This window comes from Tautonia sp. JC769, from assembly GCF_040717455.1.
GTDB lineage: Bacteria > Planctomycetota > Planctomycetia > Isosphaerales > Isosphaeraceae > Tautonia.
Genome location: NZ_JBFEFH010000020.1, coordinates 115,925 through 134,436, shown reverse-complemented (window position 1 = coordinate 134,436; position 18,512 = coordinate 115,925). Strand labels below are relative to the sequence as shown.

Sequence of the window (18,512 nt, the reverse complement as noted above, 5' to 3'; positions counted from 1 at the left end):
GGATCGGCACGAACGGATGCCGCGTGGTGCCGACCGGTGTCCGGGCCGCCCCTCCTGACGCGACGGGGCCGCAGGCCGAGCATGGCCGATCGCGCAAGGTCCGAGGGGGATTCTCGCGTCGGCCCGCGAACGGGCCGGGTCCGATCGGCGGCCGGGCCGATCGCCCGTTGCAAGGGGCAGCGCGTCAGGCAACAATTCTCGCAGTGGTGAGAATCACCGTTCGAGGCGGCTCGAGCGGGTCCGATACGCCCCGAGGGCCGACGGAACGCCGCCCCCCCGATTCGATCGGGCCGGCGGCCGCCCCCCCTCGACCGGGACGCACTCATGAGCACCTACCAACCTCCCCTGGACCAGTTGCTTCGGCTCGGCGAAGTGGAGCTGGGGACCGAGGGGCCCGACTACCGGGCCATGGGCATCGGCCCGGAGCATGTGCCGGAACTGACCCGGATGGCGACCGACGCGGACCTGTTCGCGCAGCTCGACCGGGAAGACGTGGACGAGGCCCAGGCCTGGGCCTGCGAGCACGCGCTGAAGGCGATCGCCCAGCTCCGGGCCGTCGAGGCGGTCGGGCCGCTGCTGGCCGATTATGCCCGCATGATCGACGTGCACGACTTCTGGGTCGAGGAACTGGCCGAGGTGATGGAGACCCTCGGGCCGGGCGCCCTGCCGGACCTGGAGCGGTCGTTCGAGGATCCGGCGAACGAGCATCGGCTCCGGTCGGGGCTCTGCGAGTCGTTCACCAAGATCGCCCTGGCGCATCCGGAGTCTCGGGAGCGGGTCGTCGCTTTCCTGACCCGCATGCTGGCGGAGCATCCGGAGACCGACGAGACCCTGAACGGGTTCATCGTCGCCACCCTTCTCGACCTGGAGGCGACGGAGGCCGCCCCGGCGATCGAGGCGGCCTTCGAGGCGAATCGGGTGGACATCTCCATTGCCGGGGATTGGCCCATCGTCCGATACGAGCTGGGCCTGGGCCCGATGCCGGAGAACCTGCGGTTCGCGTCCGGCGTGTCCCGCCCGTCGTTCGAGGTCGGTCCTGGCGGGGCCAATCGCCCGGACTTGAAGAAGCTCAAGGCGAAGAAGAAGCAGCAGAAGCAGGCCCGGGCGCGGTCGAACAAACGGAAGAAGCGTTGAGCGACAGAGCCCTCGGGGTCGATCCGATCAGTCGTTCGGCCCCTTGAAGTGCAGCAGGCCATAGTCCTCGTAACGGTGGAAGCTCGGTTGCGAGAGGGGGGCGGAGCTCATGAGCAAGGGGTCGGTCCCCTCCGGGCCGTAGTCGTATCGGCAGAGGGCGAAGCGCCAGGAATCGCCGATCGCCGGCCGGCCGCCGGTCGCTTCGAACAGGGACCAGGGGATTCGACCCTCGACCGACCACGACCGGTCGGTGTCGCCCGGCTGGTCGAGCGTGCCGTCGACGACCGCGACGGCCTCGAAGCCCATCGGCGGGCGGGCGGCCAGTTCCTCGAAGGGATGCCCGCGGCGGGGGAAGGCGAGTTCGAGGATCACCGAGCGCGGGTTGACCTGGAACTCGTAGTAGCGGGGGTCGTCCCCCGAGGGCTTGAAGAACAGCTCGAAGACGTCGCCGAGCCAGAGCCGGTCGTTGCGCTCGGTGCCGAATGCGCGGAGTTCGGCGTCGGTCATGGTGGCGGCGAAGTAGAGGGCGTCGTCGTCCCAGACGAGCCAGGCTCGCGTCCCTTCGCCGCGGCCTTCGCCGGCCCAGAAGGCGGAGAAGCGGTTGATCTCGTCGGCCCGGGCGGCGGCCCAGGCCGGGTCGTCGAGCTTGCCGTCGAGCACGGGGGGCGTCTCGACCCGTCGGCAGGCGGCCTCTCGGGTGATCGGCGGCTCGTCGGAGCCACCGACCGCGGGGGCGGCGAGCAGCACGGGGAGCGTGAGCAGGGCGAGCGTTCTCATGATCGGTGGCTCCTTGGGGCGATCGACGAGCGTCGACCGGAAGTGCCGATGGGGATCGGGCGCGATCGGATGGGGATTGTACGACACGGCGGGCCGGGGATGCGATCGGGGAGAGGTCGGGTTTTCCGATGGCCCGGACCACGCCGATCTTGGCAGCCATCCCGCGAAGGCGAGGCGAAGGGACGGGCGAGGGGCTGCGGGTCATCGCGATCCCACCACGCCGCGACGACGATCGGGGGCGTCCCCCCGGCCAGCGATCGCCGGCGAGGGAATCGGCGGCTTGACAGGGGGGGCCCCGCGGGGGATAGTCGATCGGGTCCGATCCCTCCGTCGCGTGCGGCCCCGGTTGCGCCCCTGGCCGGGTTCCCGTCCCACCCCGACCTTCCTTCACCTCTGCCCCTGATCGCGATGAACGACCGCCCGACGCTCTACTTGCTGGATGCGTATTCGATCATCTATCAGGTCTTCCATGCGATCCCGACCATGACGGGGCCGGCCGGGCAGCCGACGAACGCCGTCTTCGGCATCATGCGGGACGTCCTGAACCTGCATCGCGACCGGAAGCCGCATTCGGTGGCCGCGGCGTTCGACGGACCGGGCCGGGTCTTCCGCTCCGACCTGTTCGAGGAGTACAAGGCCAATCGCTCGGCCATGCCCGACGACCTGCAGCCGCAAATCCCCCTGATCCGCCGCGTCTTCGAAGGGTTTCGCATCCCGATCCTCGAATACGAGGGGGCCGAGGCCGACGACGTGATCGCCACCATCGCCCGGCTGGGGGTCGATCAGGGGATGGACGTATTCATCTGCACGTCGGACAAGGATGCCAGGCAACTCCTCGGCGAACATGTCTTCATCTACAACCTGCGCAAGCAGCAGGTGCTCGACGCGGAGGGCCTGCAGAAGGACTGGGGCGTCGGCCCCGATCAGGTGGTCGACCTGCTCTCCCTGACCGGCGACGCCGTCGACAACGTGCCGGGCGTGCCGGGGATCGGCACGAAGACCGCCGCGCAGTTGCTCCAGCAGTTCGGGTCGCTCGACGCCTTGCTGGAGAACATCCCGAAGGTCTCGGGGGTCAAGCGGAAGGAGAACCTCTACAAGCATGCCGACGTGGCCCGCAAGGCCCGGGAACTGATCGCGCTGCGGACCGACCTGCCGATCCCCTTCGACTGGGCCGACCTGCGCCGGGACGAGATCGACCACGGGGCGCTCAAGGCCCTCTGCATCGAGTGCGGGTTCCACCGCTTCCTCGACGAGATCGCCGCGAGCGAGCCGGATCGGCCGGAGGACATCTGGCCGGTCGAGGAATATCAGGTGATCGACACGCCCGAGAAGTTCGATCGCTTCCTCTCGGCCCTCCGCGAGCAGCGCCGGTTCAGCTTCGACACCGAGACGACCGCCCTCGACCCGCTCCAGGCCGAGCTGGTGGGCTTGTCCTTCTGCTGGAACGCCGGCGAGGCCTTCTATCTCCCCGTCCGGGGCCCCGAGGGGAGCAGGACGCTCGACCAGGCGGCGACCCTCGAGGCCCTCGCGCCGATCCTCTCCGACCCGGCCCGGGAGGTCGTCGGCCAGAACCTGAAGTACGACTACCTGGTGCTCGGGAAGCTCGGCGTCGCGCTGTCGGAGTCGATCTCCGACACGATGGTCCTGAGCTACCTGCTCGAGAGCGGCGAGCGGAACCACAACCTCGACGAGCTGGCCCGGCGCCTGCTCGACCACTCGATGATCCCGATCGCGAGCCTCATCGGCAAAGGCAAGCTCCAGACGACCATCGACACCGTGGCCATCGACCGCGTGGCCGCCTACGCCGGCGAGGACGCCGACGCCGCCTGGCGGCTCGACGCCATCCTCGCTCCCAAGGTCCGCGAGGAAGGGCTGGGGGATCTTTACGAGACGGTCGAACGCCCGCTCATTGCCGTGCTCGCCCGGATGGAAGCCACCGGAATCGCGGTCGATGTGGAAAAACTCCGGCAACTGTCGACTGAGTTTGCCGATCGGCTGGAGACGATCCGGGGCGAGATTTACGAGATCGCCGGGCGGGAGTTCAACATCGGGTCCGCCCAGCAGCTCCGGCAGATCCTGTTCGAGGACCTGAAGCTGAAGCCGACCAAGAAGACCCCCGGAGGCGAGCCGAGCACCGATGCCGAGGTCCTCGAGGCCCTCTCCGCCGAGCACCCGCTGCCGCGCCTCATCGTGCAGCACCGGCAGCTCGACAAGCTGAAGGGGACCTATCTCGACGCCCTGCCCGAGCTGGTCCACCCCGACGGCCGGATCCACGCCTCGTTCAACCAGGTGGTGACGGCGACGGGGAGGCTCAGCTCATCCGACCCGAACCTGCAGAACATCCCCGTCCGCACCGAGGACGGCCGGCAGATTCGCCAGGCATTCGTGGCGAAAGGGCCGGGCTGGTCCCTGCTGACGGCCGATTACTCGCAGATCGAGCTCCGCATCCTCGCCCATTTCAGCAAGGACCCGGAGCTGGTGCGGGCCTTCGCCGAGAACCGGGACATCCACCGGGTCGTCGCCGCGCAGATCTTCGGCGTGCCCGAGGGTGAGGTGACGAAGGACCAGCGCCGGATGGCCAAGACGGTCAACTTCGGCGTGATCTACGGCCTCAGCCCGTTCGGCCTCGCCACCCGCCTGGGGATCTCCCAGGGCGACGCGGCGCTCTTCATCGACGCCTACTTCCGGCAGTACGAGGGGGTCGACCGGTTCATCACCGAGACCCTGGAGCAGGCCGTGGTCGCCGGCCGGGTCGAGACGATCCTCGGCCGCCGTCGCGCGATCAGCGGCATCAAGAACACCACCGGGCGGAACCGGAACCTGGCCGAGCGGACGGCGGTCAACACGGTGATCCAGGGGTCGGCGGCCGACCTGATCAAGCGGGCGATGCTCGACGTCGACCGCCGGCTCCGCGACGACCGGCGCGAGGCCCGGATGTTGCTCCAGATCCACGACGAGCTGGTGTTCGAGGCCCCGACCGAGGAACTGCCGGGCCTCGCCCGGATGGTGGCCGAGGCCATGGCCGCGGCATTGCCGCTCGATGTCCCGCTCCAGGTGGATCTCGCGGCCGGCCCGAACTGGCTGGACGTCACTCCCCTGACCCCGGCCGGCTGACCCCGCACCATGAGGAGAATTCCAATCGAAGCGGCGGAATTCCGTTGATCGAATCCGGGAGGTGGAGTATAAATGGACGCAGAGTTCGCAGGTCTCTCGCACTCGCACCACCCCAGCCCCCTCCTGCCCGCGAGCCCTGCCGCGGCGATTGAATCACTCGATCACGCGGATCAGCCCCGGGGGGCCTTGCGATTCCGAATCGGATGGCTCGCCTCCTCGATTGACGAGGTGGATTGTTGTCGTCGGTTTCGCTCGCATCGCAGTCCTCTCCGGTTGTCCCGTCGTGCGGGCGGCCGCTTGCTCCTCCCTGAACCCACCTCGTGAGCGTCGTCCAACCTCGCGACCCGATCCAAGAACTCCCTGCTCCATCGCGCCCTCGCCGTCCCCGTCGGTGCTCGAGACGGCATTGGCGAGGCCGAACCGAACCCTTCGGTCCAGGAACGAGTCCGACCATCATGCCGCGCTACGCACGCCGCCCATCCGGTCAACGTCGCCTGCCCGGTCCGTGGAAACACGGCCCGCTGCCCGTCGTTGGCCTGGTCGGCGGCATCGGGGCCGGCAAGAGCCGGGTCGCCTCGGAGCTGGCCGCCCGGGGGGCCGCCGTGCTCGACGCCGACGCCATCGGCCACGCCCTGCTCGACCAGCGCCCGTCGCGCAATGCCGTCGTCGCCCGGTTCGGCGAGGACGTGCTCGACGCCTCGGCCGGCGAGGCCGAGGAGCCGAAGATCGACCGCGCCGCCCTGGGTGGCATCGTCTTCGCCGCGCCGCACGCCTTGCGGGCCCTGGAGTCGATCCTGCACCCGAGGATGCGATCGACCTTCGAGAAGGCCATCCGCCGCGTCGGCCGCCGCCGCGAGGCGCCGATGGTCGTGCTCGACGCCGCGGTCCTCTTCGAGGCCGGCTGGGACGACCTCTGCGACGCCATCGTCTTCGTCGACGCCCCGGATCGCGTCCGCCGCGCCCGAATCGCCGAATCTCGCGGCTGGACCGGCGAACAACTTGCAGCCCGAGAGGCGTCGCAGTGGCCGCTCGGCCGCAAGCGGGAGCAATCCGACCACGTCCTGAACAATCACGGGACCCCGGAGGAGCTGGCCGCCCGGCTCGATGCCCTCTGGCGAGTCCTGACCCGACGCCCCGACGTCGCGGCCGATCCGGCCGGGCGCGGCGACCTGAGGGATCGGGACGAGCCGAACGTCGAGTCGGAACGCCCGATGGCTCGCTCGCGACGGCTCCCCCCCGGACCGGGGCGACCCGGACCGGGAGGCCCCCGCGGCCGCGGCCGGAGTCGTCGGAAACGCTGACCCTCAGATCCCGACGACGCTCGCCCTGAGCCCCCTGCCGACCCGACCCGACCCGACCCGACCCGACCGACCGCCACCTATCTCCCCGATTCCCGTTTCCAACGTCCTCACCAACCCGATCGTCCGTTTCGTCCGTTATCCATCGCGACCGACGTCGGTCGGACCTGTCACCCGGACTGATCATGTTCTCAGGTCCGACGATGCTACCCGCCACCCGATCACGCCACCTTGTCGCGGCCGACGGCCCTCGCCGCCCGGCCGAGTAGTTCAGGAGATCGTCCTCACATGGCCAACGACACCCGTCGCCGGGAGCCCAGCCCCTCCCCGTCTCGCTCCCGCAAGTCGTCCCAGACCGAACAGGCCAACCTCCCGACGACCGGAGACGCCGTGATTCCCGCCGACCCCTCCGCCGGCGGCGGCGAGGCGCCGTCGGGCGCCTCGAGACGCGAAGGGACTCGGGAGCCGGTCCGCTACCGCGAGACCTACCGCGAGCGCGACGGCGCCGCCGCCCCGACCCTCCGCGACCGCCTGCAGCGCGACCGGGCCGCCCGGGCCGAACGCCAGCGCGCCGAGACCGACTCCGACGACGGCCAGGGCCCGCTCGGCCCGGGCCGATCCTTCGGCGAGGGCCTCGACGTGGACGAGGCCCCCGACTCCCGGGGCCGGGCCACCGCGTCGCTGGTCGAGGACGACCTCGACCCCGACCTCGATGAGTTCGTCAAGGCCGAGGCCGCCGAGGCCGACCTCGACGGCAACCTCGGCGAGTTCTCCGACGACGACGCCCTCTTCGGCGACTCGGAGATCCACGACCGGTACGAGGTCATCAAGCGCGGCGAGATCCACCTGACCGAGCTGCAACGCATGACCATGCCCCAGCTCATCGCCGCCGCCAAGCGCGAGGGGGTGACCGAGTACACCGGCCTGAAGAAGCAGGACCTGATCTTCAAGATCCTCAAGGAGCGGGTCAAGCAGAACGGCCTGATGTACGGCGAGGGGACCCTGGAGGTCCTGCCCGACGGCTTCGGCTTCCTCCGGAGCCCCGACTACAACTACCTCCCCTGCCCCGACGACATCTACGTCTCGCCGAGCCAGATCCGCCGCTTCGGCCTCAAGACCGGGGCCATCGTCGCCGGCCAGATCCGGCCGCCGAAGGAGAATGAGCGCTACTTCGCGCTGCTCCGGGTCGAGGCGATCAATTATGAAGATCCCGACAAGCTCTCCGAGAAGGTCAGCTTCGACGACCTGACCCCGCTGCACCCGATCAAGCGGATCGCCCTGGACACCGCGGCCGACGAGACGACCCTGCGGGTCGTCGACCTCATGACGCCGATCGGCTTCGGCCAGCGCGGCCTGATCGTCGCCCCTCCCCGCACGGGCAAGACCGTCCTCCTGCAGAAGATCGCCAACAGCGTCCTGAATCACCACCCCGAGGCCTACCTCATGGTCCTGCTCATCGACGAGCGGCCGGAGGAAGTGACCGACATGGAACGGGCCGTCAACCGGCCGACGGCCGAGGTCATCAGCTCGACCTTCGACGAACCGGCCTCGCGCCACATCCAGGTGGCCGAGATGGTCATCGAGAAGGCCAAGCGGATGGTCGAGTACGGCCGAGACGTGGTCATCCTGCTCGACTCGATCACCCGGCTCGCCCGGGCCTACAACACCGAGGCCCCGCACTCGGGCAAGGTCCTGACCGGGGGCATCGACGCCTCGGCCCTGCAGAAGCCGAAGCGATTCTTCGGCGCCGCCCGGAAGATCGAGGAGGGGGGCAGCCTGACCATCCTGGCCACCGCCCTGGTCGACACCGGCAGCCGGATGGACGAGGTGATCTTCGAGGAGTTCAAGGGCACCGGCAACATGGAGGTCTACCTCGACCGCCAGCTCGTCGACCGCCGCATCTGGCCGGCGATCGACCTGAGCCGCTCCGGCACCCGTCGCGAGGAGAACCTCATCCCCGAGGCCGACCTCCCGCGGGTTTACGCCCTCCGTCGCGAGCTGAACGACCTGGGGCCGGTCGAGGCCATGGATCAGCTCGTCGGCCGGATCAAGGCGTCGCAGTCGAACGACGAGTTCCTCGCGACCGTGGACCCGTCGTGACCGGACGCCCCGATTGATCGGAATGCGGAGGGGGCGATCGGCCGAGATGAGAGGATCGGCCGTCGCCCCTCCTTCCCCCCTTTCCCTGGCCCGTCTTGACACACCGATGCCCACCTTCGAAGGCGATTTCTCCCCCCCCGCCGGCCGCTTCGCCGTGGTCGCCGCGCGGTTCAACGCGATGGTGACCGAGGCCCTGCTGGCCGGGTGCCGCGACGCGTTCGTCCGGCACGGCGTGGCCGACGATCGGCTCGACGTCGCCTGGGTCCCCGGCTCGTTCGAGCTGCCGATCGTCGCCCAGGCCATGGCCGAATCGGGCAACTATGCCGCCGTGATCTGCCTCGGCTGCGTGATCCGGGGCGAGACGGGCCACTACGACCACGTCGCCGGCCAGGCCGCCGGCGGCCTGATGTCGGCCAGCCTGGCCACCGGCGTCCCGGTGATCTTCGGCGTCCTGACCACCGAGACCGTCGAACAGGCCCTCAATCGTTCCGGCCTCAAGGCCGGGAACAAGGGGGGGGAGGCGGCCCTGGCGGCGATCGAGATGGTCAACCTGATGGCGCAAATCCGATCCGAAGCGGTTGCCGACGCGAAGGCGGGCGGCTAACCTCGCGATCGTGAGGAGTTCGCTCCTCGACCCGAGGCGCAGATGAGCCCGGGTCGAGCACGGCGACAGAGGAGGTCGAGCCACCATGTCCACATCCGCACCGCCCTTGATCCCCCAGGGGTTCTACTTCCGGGTCGCCTTGCCCTGCCCGAAGGTCGAGGGGATCCCCCGATCGGGCAAGGCGCGGCTGCTCGACCTGCCCCCGTCGTGCCTGCTGCCGCAACTGGGGGCGCTCGACGGCCGGCCGGGATGGGCCGAGGTCCGGGTCGCCTGGAACGGCGAGGGGCTGGGCATCGCGGTCGAGGTGACCGGCAAGGTCGGCCCCATCCTCCAGGTGCCCGACCACCCCGAGGATCCCGACGGCGCGCAGATCTGGATCGACACCAGAGACACGCGAGACATCCACCGTGCCAGCCGACACTGCCACCGGTTCCACCTCGGAGTCGCGCCGGGCAAGGGGAAGACGCTCGACGCGACGGTCCGCCAGTTGAAGATCCCGAGGGCGACCGTCGATGCCCCCCTGGCCGACCTGAAGCCGGTCCGGTCGGCGGCCCAGCGGACGCGATCCGGCTACCGGCTGGAGGTCTTCCTGCCGGGTTCGGTCCTGAACGGATTCGACCCGGAGACGAACCGACGGCTCGGGCTCTCGTATCGCGTGACCGACCCCGACCGCGGCGACCAGTTCCTGACCGTCGGCAGGGAATTCCCGGTCGGCGAGGACCCGAGCCTCTGGGCGACCCTGGAGCTGATCGCGTAATCAAGAAGGCTTTCGCGAGGGTGTGGCACGCGATCCGCACACCGATCTGCATTCCGACGTGATTTGATCCGACCCGATCCAACCGATCCGAGCGAGGACCCTCCCGAACGGGGTCAGGCCATGTCCGACGAACCGATCCGCAACCTGAACGAACCCCCCGCCGGCTCGACTCCGCCGAGGCCCCGGCCCGGCCAGAGCCTCAAGCCCGAGCCGGATCAATACCACCATCCGCTCGACGAGGAGATCGATCGCGCGCTCGACGCCGCGACCGGCCAGGACGTGCGGCCGGAAGTGAACCTGAAACGCCACTGGGACGACGAGCTTGAGGCCGAGCTGGAGAAGGCCCTGGAGGGGTTCGACCCGGATTCGGTCCCCGGCTCGGTCAACCGCCGCGCCCGGTCCGAGGCCGCCCCGCCCGACTCGGCCCCTTCCGGCGGCCGCCGGAGCGCCGAGCCGGCCAGGGCGCCGAAGGTCGGCCGGGTGGTCCGCGTCCGCGAGAACGAGATCATCGTCGACCTCGGCACCAAGAGCGAAGGCTTCATCCCCGTCTCGCAGTTCGGCAACAACAAGCCGCTGCCGAACGTGGGAGACTCCATCGAGGTGATGGTCGACCGCTACGACCCCGCCGCCGGCCTGACCCGGTTGAACCTGAAGGGGGCCGCCGTCGACGCCGACTGGGAGAGCGTCCAGCGCGGCATGGTCGTCGAGGCCCGCGTGACCAAGGCGATCAAAGGGGGCCTTGAGGTCGATGTCGACGGCATGCGCGGCTTCCTGCCCGTCAGCCAGGTCGAGCTGGGTTTCGTGGCCGAACCCGAAGCCTACATCAATCAGCGATTCCAGGTGGTCGTGACCGAGGCGAACCCGAGGGAGAAGAACCTCGTCGTCTCGCGTCGGGAACTGCTGGAGCAGCAGCGCGCCGAGATGCGCGAGAAGACCTGGGCCGAGCTGCAGGAAGGCCAGATCCGCAAGGGGGTCGTCCGCTCGATCAAGGACTTCGGCGCCTTCGTCGACCTGGGCGGGGTCGATGGACTCGTCCACGTCTCCGACCTCTCGTGGTCGCGCGGGACGAAGGTCGAAGACGTCGTCAAGATCGGCGACGAGGTCGAGGTCAAGGTCCTCAAGATCGAGAAGGAGAAGGACCGCGTCGGCCTCGGCCTGAAGCAACTGGCGCCGAGCCCCTGGGACACGGTCGAGCACCGCTTCGGCCGCGGCCAGATGATCCAGGGCAAGGTCGTGAAGCTGATGGAGTTCGGCGCGTTCGTCGAGGTCGAGCCGGGGGTCGAGGGGCTCATTCATATCTCCGAGCTCGCCCCCGGCCGGGTCCGGCGCGTCAAGGACGTCGTCCAGGAAGGCCAGGAGGTCGAGGCCCGCATCCTCGACATCGACTCCGACGCCAAGCGGATGAGCCTCTCGCTCAAGCCGACCGCCAAGGACGAACCCGTCGTCGCCGAGGAAGAAGACGAAGGGGAGGAGGAGGCCCCTCGCCCCAAGAAGGAGCGGAAGGTCCCGCTCAAGGGCGGGCTCGGCGATCGCGATGCCCCCCTGTTCGGCTGATCGCCGGATCGCCACCCCGGCCCCGCTCGGAGCAGATTTGCCGGCACCTCGGGAGCACCGTTGATGGAACCCGTGGTGCTGGCCTTGCTCCTCGCCCTGGTGGCGGCATTGTATGCCAGCGTCGGGCTCGCGGGGGCCTCGGGCTACCTGGCCGTGCTGGCACTCTTCGGGGTCGACCCGCCGGCGATGAAGGGGGCGTCGCTGCTCCTGAACGGGTTCGTCGCCCTGATCGGCACCTGGGTGTTCCACCGGGGGGCGATCGGCGACCGGATCAAGCCGGTCGCGGCGATCGCCCTGCCGGCGGTGCCGATGGCCGTCCTCGGGGGGGCGATCCGGCTGCCGGCGGAGATCTATCTGCCGATCGTCGGCGGCCTCCTCATCCTCTCGGCCGTGCGCCTGCTCTGGCCGGCAGGGGGCCCGGCCGAGGACCGCGTCGAGACGCGCGTCCCCCTCGGCGCCGGGATGCTGCTGGGCGGCGTCATCGGTTTCGCCTCGGGAGTGACCGGCACCGGCGGCGGCATCTTCCTCCTCCCGGCCCTCCAGTTGCTCGGCTGGGCCGACCCGAAGGAGGCCTCCCGGCTGGTCGCGCCGTTCGTGCTCCTCAGCTCGCTCGCGGGCCTGGCCGGCTTCCTCTACTCGACGCCCCGATTGCCGATCGGGCTGGTGCTCTGGGCGCCGGCGGCGATCCTCGGCGGCCTGGTCGGCGCCCGGGCGGGCCGCGACCGGCTGGACCCGACCACGCTGCGTCGCGTGCTGGCCCTCCTGCTGCTCGCCGCCGGCCTGCGGCTGTTCCTGGCGTAAGGCAGTGCTCGTTTGAACGGGGTATCGGGGGCCAGAGCCCCCCGATCTGAACGCGGGGCCCCGGCCCGATCCCGGATGGAACCCGGTCCGCCCGCATCAGCGGCGGAGCGTCTCGGGCTCGCGGAAGGTCACGCGCCGGTCGCGGACGAACTTGTGGCAATTGACGCAATTGATCGTCAAGTTCACATAATTGAGCGTCGCGCCATCGATGTTCTTCTCACGCCCTTCCTCTTCGAGGGCCTCGGTCAGGCGGATGAACTCCTCGGTGTAGCGCGTATAGGTGATGTCCGGATTGACGCGCCAGAGTTCGTTCTCGGCCAGTTGCCGGAGGGCCTCGGCCCCCCGGACAATCTGCTCGAAGTCGCCGATCGTCAGGCCCTCGAGCACGTCCTTCGAGTGGTCGAGCTTGGCCTGCATGAACATCGAGAGGACCCGATCCTGCGGCGGGCGGCCCTCCTCCTGCTGCGATCGGGCCCGGATGCCGCCGGGGGCAACCCCCAGGCAGGCAAGGCAGGTCAACGCGAGCAAGGACGTACGGATCGACGGTGTCATCGGATCGCCTCCCCACAGCAAGACCTGGCCCCCGCCCTCCGGGAGACGACCCGGCGCGGAGGGGCCGAACCTCCTCCCCCGATCGTATCGGATCCGCGCTCGGCCCGTCGATCGGGTACCGGCCTGCCCGATCCTGACCGGATCAGAACAAGGCGGTCGTCTCCGGATGGCCGGTCATCAGGTTGAAGTTCTGCACGGCCACCCCCGAGGCCCCCTTGATCAGGTTGTCGAGGCAGGCGATCACCAGCACGCGCCCCCGGACCACCCGGACCGTCAGGTCGCAGAAGTTCGAGTAGGCCGAGTCCTTCGTGCTCGGCAGGCGGTTGACGACCCGGACAAACGGGGACGACCGGTAAAACTCGCGGTACAGGTCGAGCAGGTCATGCTCCGTGACCGCCCCCCTGGGCTGGGCGTAGATCGTCGCCAGGATGCCGCGATCCATCGGCACGAGGTGCGGCGTGAAGATCACCTCGACCGGGTCGCCCGCCGCCGATCTCCCGACACCCGTCAACACCTGTTCAATCTCCGGCGTATGCCGATGCCGGCCCACCCCGTAGGCCGACAGGCTCTCGTTGCACTCCGGGTAGTGCGTGGTCAGCTTCGGCGACCGCCCCGCGCCCGAGACACCGCTCTTGGCGTCGATGATGATGCCCGACCGCTCGATCAGGTTGCTCGCCACGAGCGGCGCCAGCGCGAGGATCGACGTCGAGGTGTAGCACCCCGGATTGGCGATCAGCGAGGCGCCCGGGATCGCCTCGCGGTACAGCTCGGGCAGGCCGTAAACCGCCTCGCGGAGGCCGGACGGGTCGGTATGAGGGTGGTCATACCAGTCCTCGTACACGGTTTCATCCACCAAGCGGTAATCGGCGCTCAGGTCAATGACCCGGACCCCTCGGCTTCGCAATTCCGGCACGGCCGCCATGCTCGCCCCGTGCGGCAGGGCGAGGAAGGCCACCCGGGCGACCTCGGCCACGCGGTCGGGGTCGAACGGTTCGCAGGCGAGGTCGATCCGTCCGGCGAGCGACGGGTGCAGCGCGTCGAGCCTCGGCGCCTCGTCCTTCCGCGAGGTCGCCAGGCGAATCCGGGCACCGGGATGCCGGAGCAACAGTTGGATCAATTCCCGGGCGGTGTATCCGGAGGCGCCCACGATCGCCACGTCGGTCATTGGGAGGGTCCTTTGCGCAGCAAGGAGAGGTCGAGGAAGGGTTTGGTTTCAGGCGGGATCGATCAGGCAGTTGGGTCGATTCGGAGCCGTTGCCGGGAGCGTCGCAGGGTCACGGCCACCCCGACCAGCCAGGCCGCCCAGGCCGCCGAGGAGACCACCAGCCCCCATCGCTCGGCACGGCCCTCGTACGTCAGGCGGATTGTCCACGAGCCGGGGCCGGGCACCGCCACGCCCTGCCACCCCCCCAGGACGCCATCGACCGGCACCGGGTTCGCCGCGCCCTCGGCGTCGATGAGCGAGGCGGCCCACTCGGGGTAATCGAGCTGCGTCACGAGCACGAGGCCCGGCCCTTCCGCCGCAACCGACAGTTCCAGATGCTCGGGACTTCTCATGCGCAGTTCGATCGGCCGGGCGTCCTCGAGTTGCCCGAGGATCGAGGCCGCATCCGTCGATTCCTTGCGGAAGCGGCCGATCGCCTCCGGCCCATCGGTCGGCAGGAACCAGGCCCGGGGGGCAGGACCGGCATCGAGGAACAGGTAACGCCCGCCTTTTCCCTCGTCGGTCGCGGCGTAGCCTGATCCGAGCAGCCAGGCGGTGAGGGCCGGGTCATCGAGGATTGCGGCCGACTCGATCCGACCCGTCTCGGTGAAGCGGTCGCGGAGCACCTCGATCCCGGGGCCGATCGGCCCGATCACCCGGACCCGCGCCCCGAGGCTCCGCTGGGCGTCGAGGATCGCATCGGCCTCCTCAGGAGATCGGGGGATGGCGTCGGCCAGGCCGCGCAGCTCGGCCTGAATCGGCAGGTCGAGCGTCCGGTAGCTCAATACTCCGGCCGCGCCGGCGACCATGGTGAGGTTGCGCATCGGGTCGATCGACCGGGTACCTTGGGGCAACTCGGCCAGCCGACTCAGCACGAGGCTTTGCTCCGTCAACGGGCGGATCGGAGCCGCATCGACCGACCGACGCCGTGCCATCAGGCCGAGGTCGACGGCCGTCAGTAGCAGAAGCCCCGCTACCAGCGTTCGTCGTCGATTCGCCAGGGGGACGAGCAACACAACCGCGAGCAACAAGGCGGCGGTGGTCCCCAGCTCGGCGCGATAGATTCGCCCTCGTTCCCGATCGAGTCGCAAGCCCCCCGTCGGCACGGGTCCGAGCTTTTCGCGACCCTGGGCGGCGATCACGCGGACATCGGCCTGAGGGCGCCGGGCTCGTGCAAAGACCTCGGTGACGGGAGGGTCGTTCGGCCAGGGAAATTGCGCGAAAACCCGCTCGTACAGGGCGACGACGACCGATGGTCCAGGCCGTTCGGTCGCGTTCAAGCCCAGTTCGAACAGGCCGACGACAACCCCGATCCAGAGCACGGCTCCCAGCACACACCCGACGAGCCATCGACCGGGATGCACCAGGCGGCCCTCTCGGATCGCATCGAGTCCGAAGCCGGCGAGGATCGCCAGCGCCAGCGAAACGATCATGCCCCATCGAGCCGGTGCCCGGAAGAACGAGAAGCCCGGCCACTGGCTGAAGATGCGGAACCCGGGCACATACGGGCCGAGGCTCAGGAACAGGCCCACCGCGAGCACCAGGCCCAGCACCCGAATCGCCCCGGCATGCGATCCCGGTTTCACCAGCACCATCAGGGCCAGGAACGCGGGAACCAGGCCGACATAAAGCCGAAGCTCCTCGGGAGAGGTATGAAACGGCGGGTCCCAGACGACCGGCCGCCAGAGGGGCGAGCGGTGGAAGAGGTCGGGGGCGACCAGGTTGACCAGGTGGAGCGGCGTGGCGGCGAACCCGGAGAGGTACTCAAAGTCGCGTTGCGTCTCGGCCAGGCGGGCCAGTCGCGCTGTCGGCAAGAGCTGACAAGCCGCCATCGGCAGGACCGCCAGTAAGACCAGCAACACCACGGCCGAGCGACGGGCCACCGCCCGACGCTCCCCCCTGCCCCGCACGATCGCCCCGAGGGCCATCACCCCCAGGCTCACCTGCGTGCAGAAGGCGAGTTGGAAATGCCCGGGCAGGATCTGCACCGTCAACGCCGCCGCCAGCAGCCAGGGGGTCCCGCGACCGCCTCGCCCGGAGAGGATCGACCAGGCCAATCCCCAGATCCAGGGGGTCCAGCTCCCCACACAGAAGGCCCAGAGATGCGGCAGGTGGATCAGGAAGAAGCCGGAGGCCCCCCAGGCACCTCCCGCAAGGGTCGCCCCCCGGCTCGACACCCCGAACCGCCGGGCCGCCCAGTACGCCCCGATCGCCCCCCAGAGCAGGTGCAGCACCATGCTCGCCGTGTATCCGGCCTCGACCGGAAGCAGGCCGAAGCAAAGCCAGTGCGGCGGGTAGTAGACCCCCATCTGACTCTCGGCCAAGCCCGGGAACCCGAAGCCCCACCGGTCGTTCCAGAAGGGCAAGCGACCGGCCCGGATCGCCTCGCCGAGCACGCTCATCAGGCCCATCTGGAACTGGGTCACGTCGCCGCCGACCGGCATCGCCCCGCCCAGGCCGATCGGCCAGAGCCACCCGAGCATCAAGGCGCAGAGCAACGCCGGCCCCACGACCCCGGCCATCCGCGATCCGATCATCCCCTTGCCCACCATCCCGCTCCTGAAGCCGTTCTCGGACGATCGGTAAACTTTACAGGATCGACGCACCGACCTGCACGGCTTGATTGTAAGTCCCGATTCAAGTTCCTTGATCCGAGCGCCGAAGCCCCCGGCCCCCGAACCGGCTTCCCCGCGAAACCTCCTTCAAGGCAACGACTTGCAACACCAAAACGGGTCAACACCCCGGAACCGATCGATTTCGGCACGGGGGCTGCAATTCTCCTGGGCCGAAGGGCAGGATGCCCGGGTCCAACCACGATCATCACCCTCTTGCGACCTTCTCAATCAAAACGAAGAGGGAAAGGAGTCCGCCATGTTGGTTCTGAGCCGCAAGCAAGGTCAGCGTTTTCAGATCGGCGAGGACATCCGACTGACCATCGTCCGGATCGACCGCAACTCCGTCCGGATCGGCGTGGAAGCCCCCGACGGCCAATTGATTTACCGGGAGGAGCTGCTGGCGAAGGATCAAGCAGACGAGGAGTCCTGGTTCGATCGAGCCTCCTCAGCCCAGTTTGTCTAAGGCACGGGCGGCTCAGAAATTTCGCGCCGATGAAACGACTCCGGCATCGAGGCGGGAGAGGTTGATCCGGTAGGATCGAGAGGTGCGCACCACGCGATTGAGGAGAAGTCCCCCCGATCGCCGCCGAACCGATCCTCCTCAGATGAGGCCCGCCCCGAGATGCCCTTCCTGACGCTTCGTCTGGCCTGGTTGCTCCTCCTTGGCCCGGCGATCGACGGCCAGGACATTACCCCCGTCTTCGAATTCGATGGCGATGGCTGGGTCCGCCACACGATCGACGACTCCTCACAAGGAGCCGACGGCGTTCGCCTGGCGGATCTCGACGGCGATGGCCTGCTCGACCTCGCCACAGGGTGGGAAGAGGGGGGAATCGTCCGCGTCTACCGGAACCCCGGTCCCGATCGGGCGAAGGCTCCCTGGCCGTCCGTCATCGTCGGGCAGGTGGCATCTCCCGAAGACGCCGTCATCGTCGACCTGGACGGCGACGGATTCCCGGATGTCGTCAGCTCGTGCGAGGGGGACACCCGGACCGTCTTCGTCCACTGGAACCCGGGCGACCCGGCCGCCTTGCTCGATCCCGACGCCTGGACCACCGAGGCGATCCCCGCGACCGTCGGGATGCAGCAGTGGATGTGGTGCGAGCCGATGCAGGTCGACGGCCGCTTCGGGGTCGATCTGATCCTCGCGGGCAAGAATGACGGCGCCGCCCTCGGCTGGCTCGAGTCGCCCGAGGACCCGCGCGACCTGGGTGCCTGGCAATGGCACCCGATCCGCCCAGTCGGCTGGATCATGTCCATCGTGGCGAGCGATCTGGACTTCGACGGCGACCTCGACCTGCTTTGCTCCGACCGTCGCGGCGATCGCCGGGGCGTCTTCTGGCTCGAACGCCGGGGCTCGGCGCAATCGCCCGAGTGGGTCGAGCACCCGATCGGCGGCGAGGACGCCGAGGTGATGTTCCTCGACGTGGCCGATCTCATCGGCGATGGCTGGAACGAGATCCTTGCGGCCACCCGCGATCGAGGCATCCTGATCTTCCGCAACGAAGCGGATTCCTGGCGATCGTTTCGCATCCCGCTCGGCGATGCGATCGGGACCGGCAAGGCCGTGGCCGTCGGCGAACTCGACGGCGACGGCTGGCTCCACCTCGTCGTCTCGACCGAGAGCGCCCGGGGGAAGCATGGCATCGTCCAGATCACCTGGATCGGCAACACGTTCGACGGCCCGGTGCGTCTCAGGACCATCAGCGGGGCGCAGGAAGGGACGAAATACGACCTCGTCCGGCTGATCGACCTCGACGGCGACGGCGACCTCGACGTCTTAACCTGTGAAGAAACCGATGGCCTGGGCGTGATCTGGTACGAGAATCCCGGCCCAGCCACCCCGCGTCCGTGAGGTCCGCCCGCCCGGGCGATCGTGACGCCCATGACCCCCTCGGGCCCCCCGCCCGACCGAATCGGGGCGGCTCGGGGGTTCATGAACCCCGGCGATGACCCAATAATGGAACGAAACCGCGGTGGAGCCGAGAGTGCCACCGCCCGC

At 69.2% G+C, this 18,512-nt stretch carries 14 protein-coding genes; 10 read left to right on the top strand and 4 right to left on the bottom strand.

All coding sequences use genetic code 11. The annotated features are described in order from the left end of the window. The first annotated feature begins 324 nt into the window (after window positions 1–324). Window positions 325–1,134, top strand: a complete 810-nt coding sequence (locus tag AB1L88_RS18945; RefSeq protein WP_367098253.1) for a hypothetical protein — start codon at window positions 325–327, stop codon at window positions 1,132–1,134. A gap of 27 nt (window positions 1,135–1,161) precedes the next feature. Here AB1L88_RS18945 and AB1L88_RS18940 read toward each other — a convergent pair whose 3' ends face one another. Next, window positions 1,162–1,911, bottom strand: coding sequence for a carbohydrate-binding family 9-like protein (locus AB1L88_RS18940; RefSeq protein WP_367098252.1), 750 nt, complete (start codon window positions 1,909–1,911; stop codon window positions 1,162–1,164). Between the two features lie 408 nt (window positions 1,912–2,319). On the opposite strand from AB1L88_RS18940, the gene polA reads away from it, so the two are divergent. From polA to AB1L88_RS18905, 7 genes are all read left to right on the top strand, one after another. Then, window positions 2,320–5,025 carry a DNA polymerase I gene (gene polA / locus AB1L88_RS18935; RefSeq protein WP_367098251.1) on the top strand — a complete coding sequence of 902 codons (2,706 nt, stop codon included), beginning with the start codon at window positions 2,320–2,322 and terminating at the stop codon, window positions 5,023–5,025. A 455-nt stretch (window positions 5,026–5,480) separates the two neighbouring features. After that, window positions 5,481–6,326 (top strand): dephospho-CoA kinase, encoded by an 846-nt coding sequence (gene coaE, locus AB1L88_RS18930; protein WP_367098250.1) that lies wholly within the window; start codon window positions 5,481–5,483, stop codon window positions 6,324–6,326. A gap of 285 nt (window positions 6,327–6,611) precedes the next feature. Continuing rightward, window positions 6,612–8,423, top strand: coding sequence for a transcription termination factor Rho (gene rho / locus AB1L88_RS18925; protein ID WP_367098249.1), 1,812 nt, complete (start codon window positions 6,612–6,614; stop codon window positions 8,421–8,423). Between the two features lie 106 nt (window positions 8,424–8,529). Beyond that, window positions 8,530–9,027: a 6,7-dimethyl-8-ribityllumazine synthase gene (ribH, locus tag AB1L88_RS18920; RefSeq protein WP_367098248.1), complete on the top strand. Its 498-nt coding sequence runs from the start codon at window positions 8,530–8,532 to the stop codon at window positions 9,025–9,027. A gap of 85 nt (window positions 9,028–9,112) precedes the next feature. After that, window positions 9,113–9,784, top strand: coding sequence for a hypothetical protein (locus AB1L88_RS18915; RefSeq protein WP_367098247.1), 672 nt, complete (start codon window positions 9,113–9,115; stop codon window positions 9,782–9,784). A gap of 120 nt (window positions 9,785–9,904) precedes the next feature. Further along, window positions 9,905–11,338, top strand: coding sequence for a S1 RNA-binding domain-containing protein (locus AB1L88_RS18910; RefSeq protein WP_367098246.1), 1,434 nt, complete (start codon window positions 9,905–9,907; stop codon window positions 11,336–11,338). 63 nt (window positions 11,339–11,401) lie between these two features. Further along, on the top strand, window positions 11,402–12,139 hold the full coding sequence (locus tag AB1L88_RS18905) for a sulfite exporter TauE/SafE family protein (RefSeq protein ID WP_367098245.1): 738 nt from the start codon (window positions 11,402–11,404) through the stop codon (window positions 12,137–12,139). A 96-nt stretch (window positions 12,140–12,235) separates the two neighbouring features. Here the strand turns inward: AB1L88_RS18905 and AB1L88_RS18900 are convergent, their stop codons facing one another. The 3 genes from AB1L88_RS18900 to AB1L88_RS18890 form a co-directional block, all read right to left on the bottom strand. Next, window positions 12,236–12,691: a hypothetical protein gene (locus tag AB1L88_RS18900; RefSeq protein ID WP_367098244.1), complete on the bottom strand. Its 456-nt coding sequence runs from the start codon at window positions 12,689–12,691 to the stop codon at window positions 12,236–12,238. A 142-nt stretch (window positions 12,692–12,833) separates the two neighbouring features. Then, window positions 12,834–13,856, bottom strand: a complete 1,023-nt coding sequence (gene argC / locus AB1L88_RS18895; RefSeq protein WP_367098243.1) for an N-acetyl-gamma-glutamyl-phosphate reductase — start codon at window positions 13,854–13,856, stop codon at window positions 12,834–12,836. A gap of 62 nt (window positions 13,857–13,918) precedes the next feature. Then, the gene (locus AB1L88_RS18890) at window positions 13,919–16,432 is read right to left on the bottom strand and encodes a hypothetical protein (RefSeq protein ID WP_367098242.1); all 2,514 of its coding nucleotides are present in this window, start codon (window positions 16,430–16,432) and stop codon (window positions 13,919–13,921) included. A 334-nt stretch (window positions 16,433–16,766) separates the two neighbouring features. On the opposite strand from AB1L88_RS18890, the gene AB1L88_RS18885 reads away from it, so the two are divergent. Next, entirely contained in the window at window positions 16,767–16,973 is a 207-nt protein-coding gene (locus AB1L88_RS18885; protein ID WP_367098241.1) for a carbon storage regulator, read from the top strand. Between the two features lie 159 nt (window positions 16,974–17,132). Beyond that, window positions 17,133–18,365, top strand: a complete 1,233-nt coding sequence (locus AB1L88_RS18880) for a VCBS repeat-containing protein (RefSeq protein ID WP_367098240.1) — start codon at window positions 17,133–17,135, stop codon at window positions 18,363–18,365. Window positions 18,366–18,512: the final 147 nt, after the last annotated feature.

What these genes read in the sequence shown, in the direction of transcription:
- AB1L88_RS18945 (WP_367098253.1), top strand. Translation starts at nt 325, where the DNA reads ATGAGCACCTACCAACCTCCCCTGGACCAGTTGCTTCGGCTCGGCGAA.
- AB1L88_RS18940 (WP_367098252.1), bottom strand. Translation starts at nt 1,911, where the DNA reads ATGAGAACGCTCGCCCTGCTCACGCTCCCCGTGCTGCTCGCCGCCCCC.
- polA (WP_367098251.1), top strand. Translation starts at nt 2,320, where the DNA reads ATGAACGACCGCCCGACGCTCTACTTGCTGGATGCGTATTCGATCATC.
- coaE (WP_367098250.1), top strand. Translation starts at nt 5,481, where the DNA reads ATGCCGCGCTACGCACGCCGCCCATCCGGTCAACGTCGCCTGCCCGGT.
- rho (WP_367098249.1), top strand. Translation starts at nt 6,612, where the DNA reads ATGGCCAACGACACCCGTCGCCGGGAGCCCAGCCCCTCCCCGTCTCGC.
- ribH (WP_367098248.1), top strand. Translation starts at nt 8,530, where the DNA reads ATGCCCACCTTCGAAGGCGATTTCTCCCCCCCCGCCGGCCGCTTCGCC.
- AB1L88_RS18915 (WP_367098247.1), top strand. Translation starts at nt 9,113, where the DNA reads ATGTCCACATCCGCACCGCCCTTGATCCCCCAGGGGTTCTACTTCCGG.
- AB1L88_RS18910 (WP_367098246.1), top strand. Translation starts at nt 9,905, where the DNA reads ATGTCCGACGAACCGATCCGCAACCTGAACGAACCCCCCGCCGGCTCG.
- AB1L88_RS18905 (WP_367098245.1), top strand. Translation starts at nt 11,402, where the DNA reads ATGGAACCCGTGGTGCTGGCCTTGCTCCTCGCCCTGGTGGCGGCATTG.
- AB1L88_RS18900 (WP_367098244.1), bottom strand. Translation starts at nt 12,691, where the DNA reads ATGACACCGTCGATCCGTACGTCCTTGCTCGCGTTGACCTGCCTTGCC.
- argC (WP_367098243.1), bottom strand. Translation starts at nt 13,856, where the DNA reads ATGACCGACGTGGCGATCGTGGGCGCCTCCGGATACACCGCCCGGGAA.
- AB1L88_RS18890 (WP_367098242.1), bottom strand. Translation starts at nt 16,432, where the DNA reads ATGATCGGATCGCGGATGGCCGGGGTCGTGGGGCCGGCGTTGCTCTGC.
- AB1L88_RS18885 (WP_367098241.1), top strand. Translation starts at nt 16,767, where the DNA reads ATGTTGGTTCTGAGCCGCAAGCAAGGTCAGCGTTTTCAGATCGGCGAG.
- AB1L88_RS18880 (WP_367098240.1), top strand. Translation starts at nt 17,133, where the DNA reads ATGCCCTTCCTGACGCTTCGTCTGGCCTGGTTGCTCCTCCTTGGCCCG.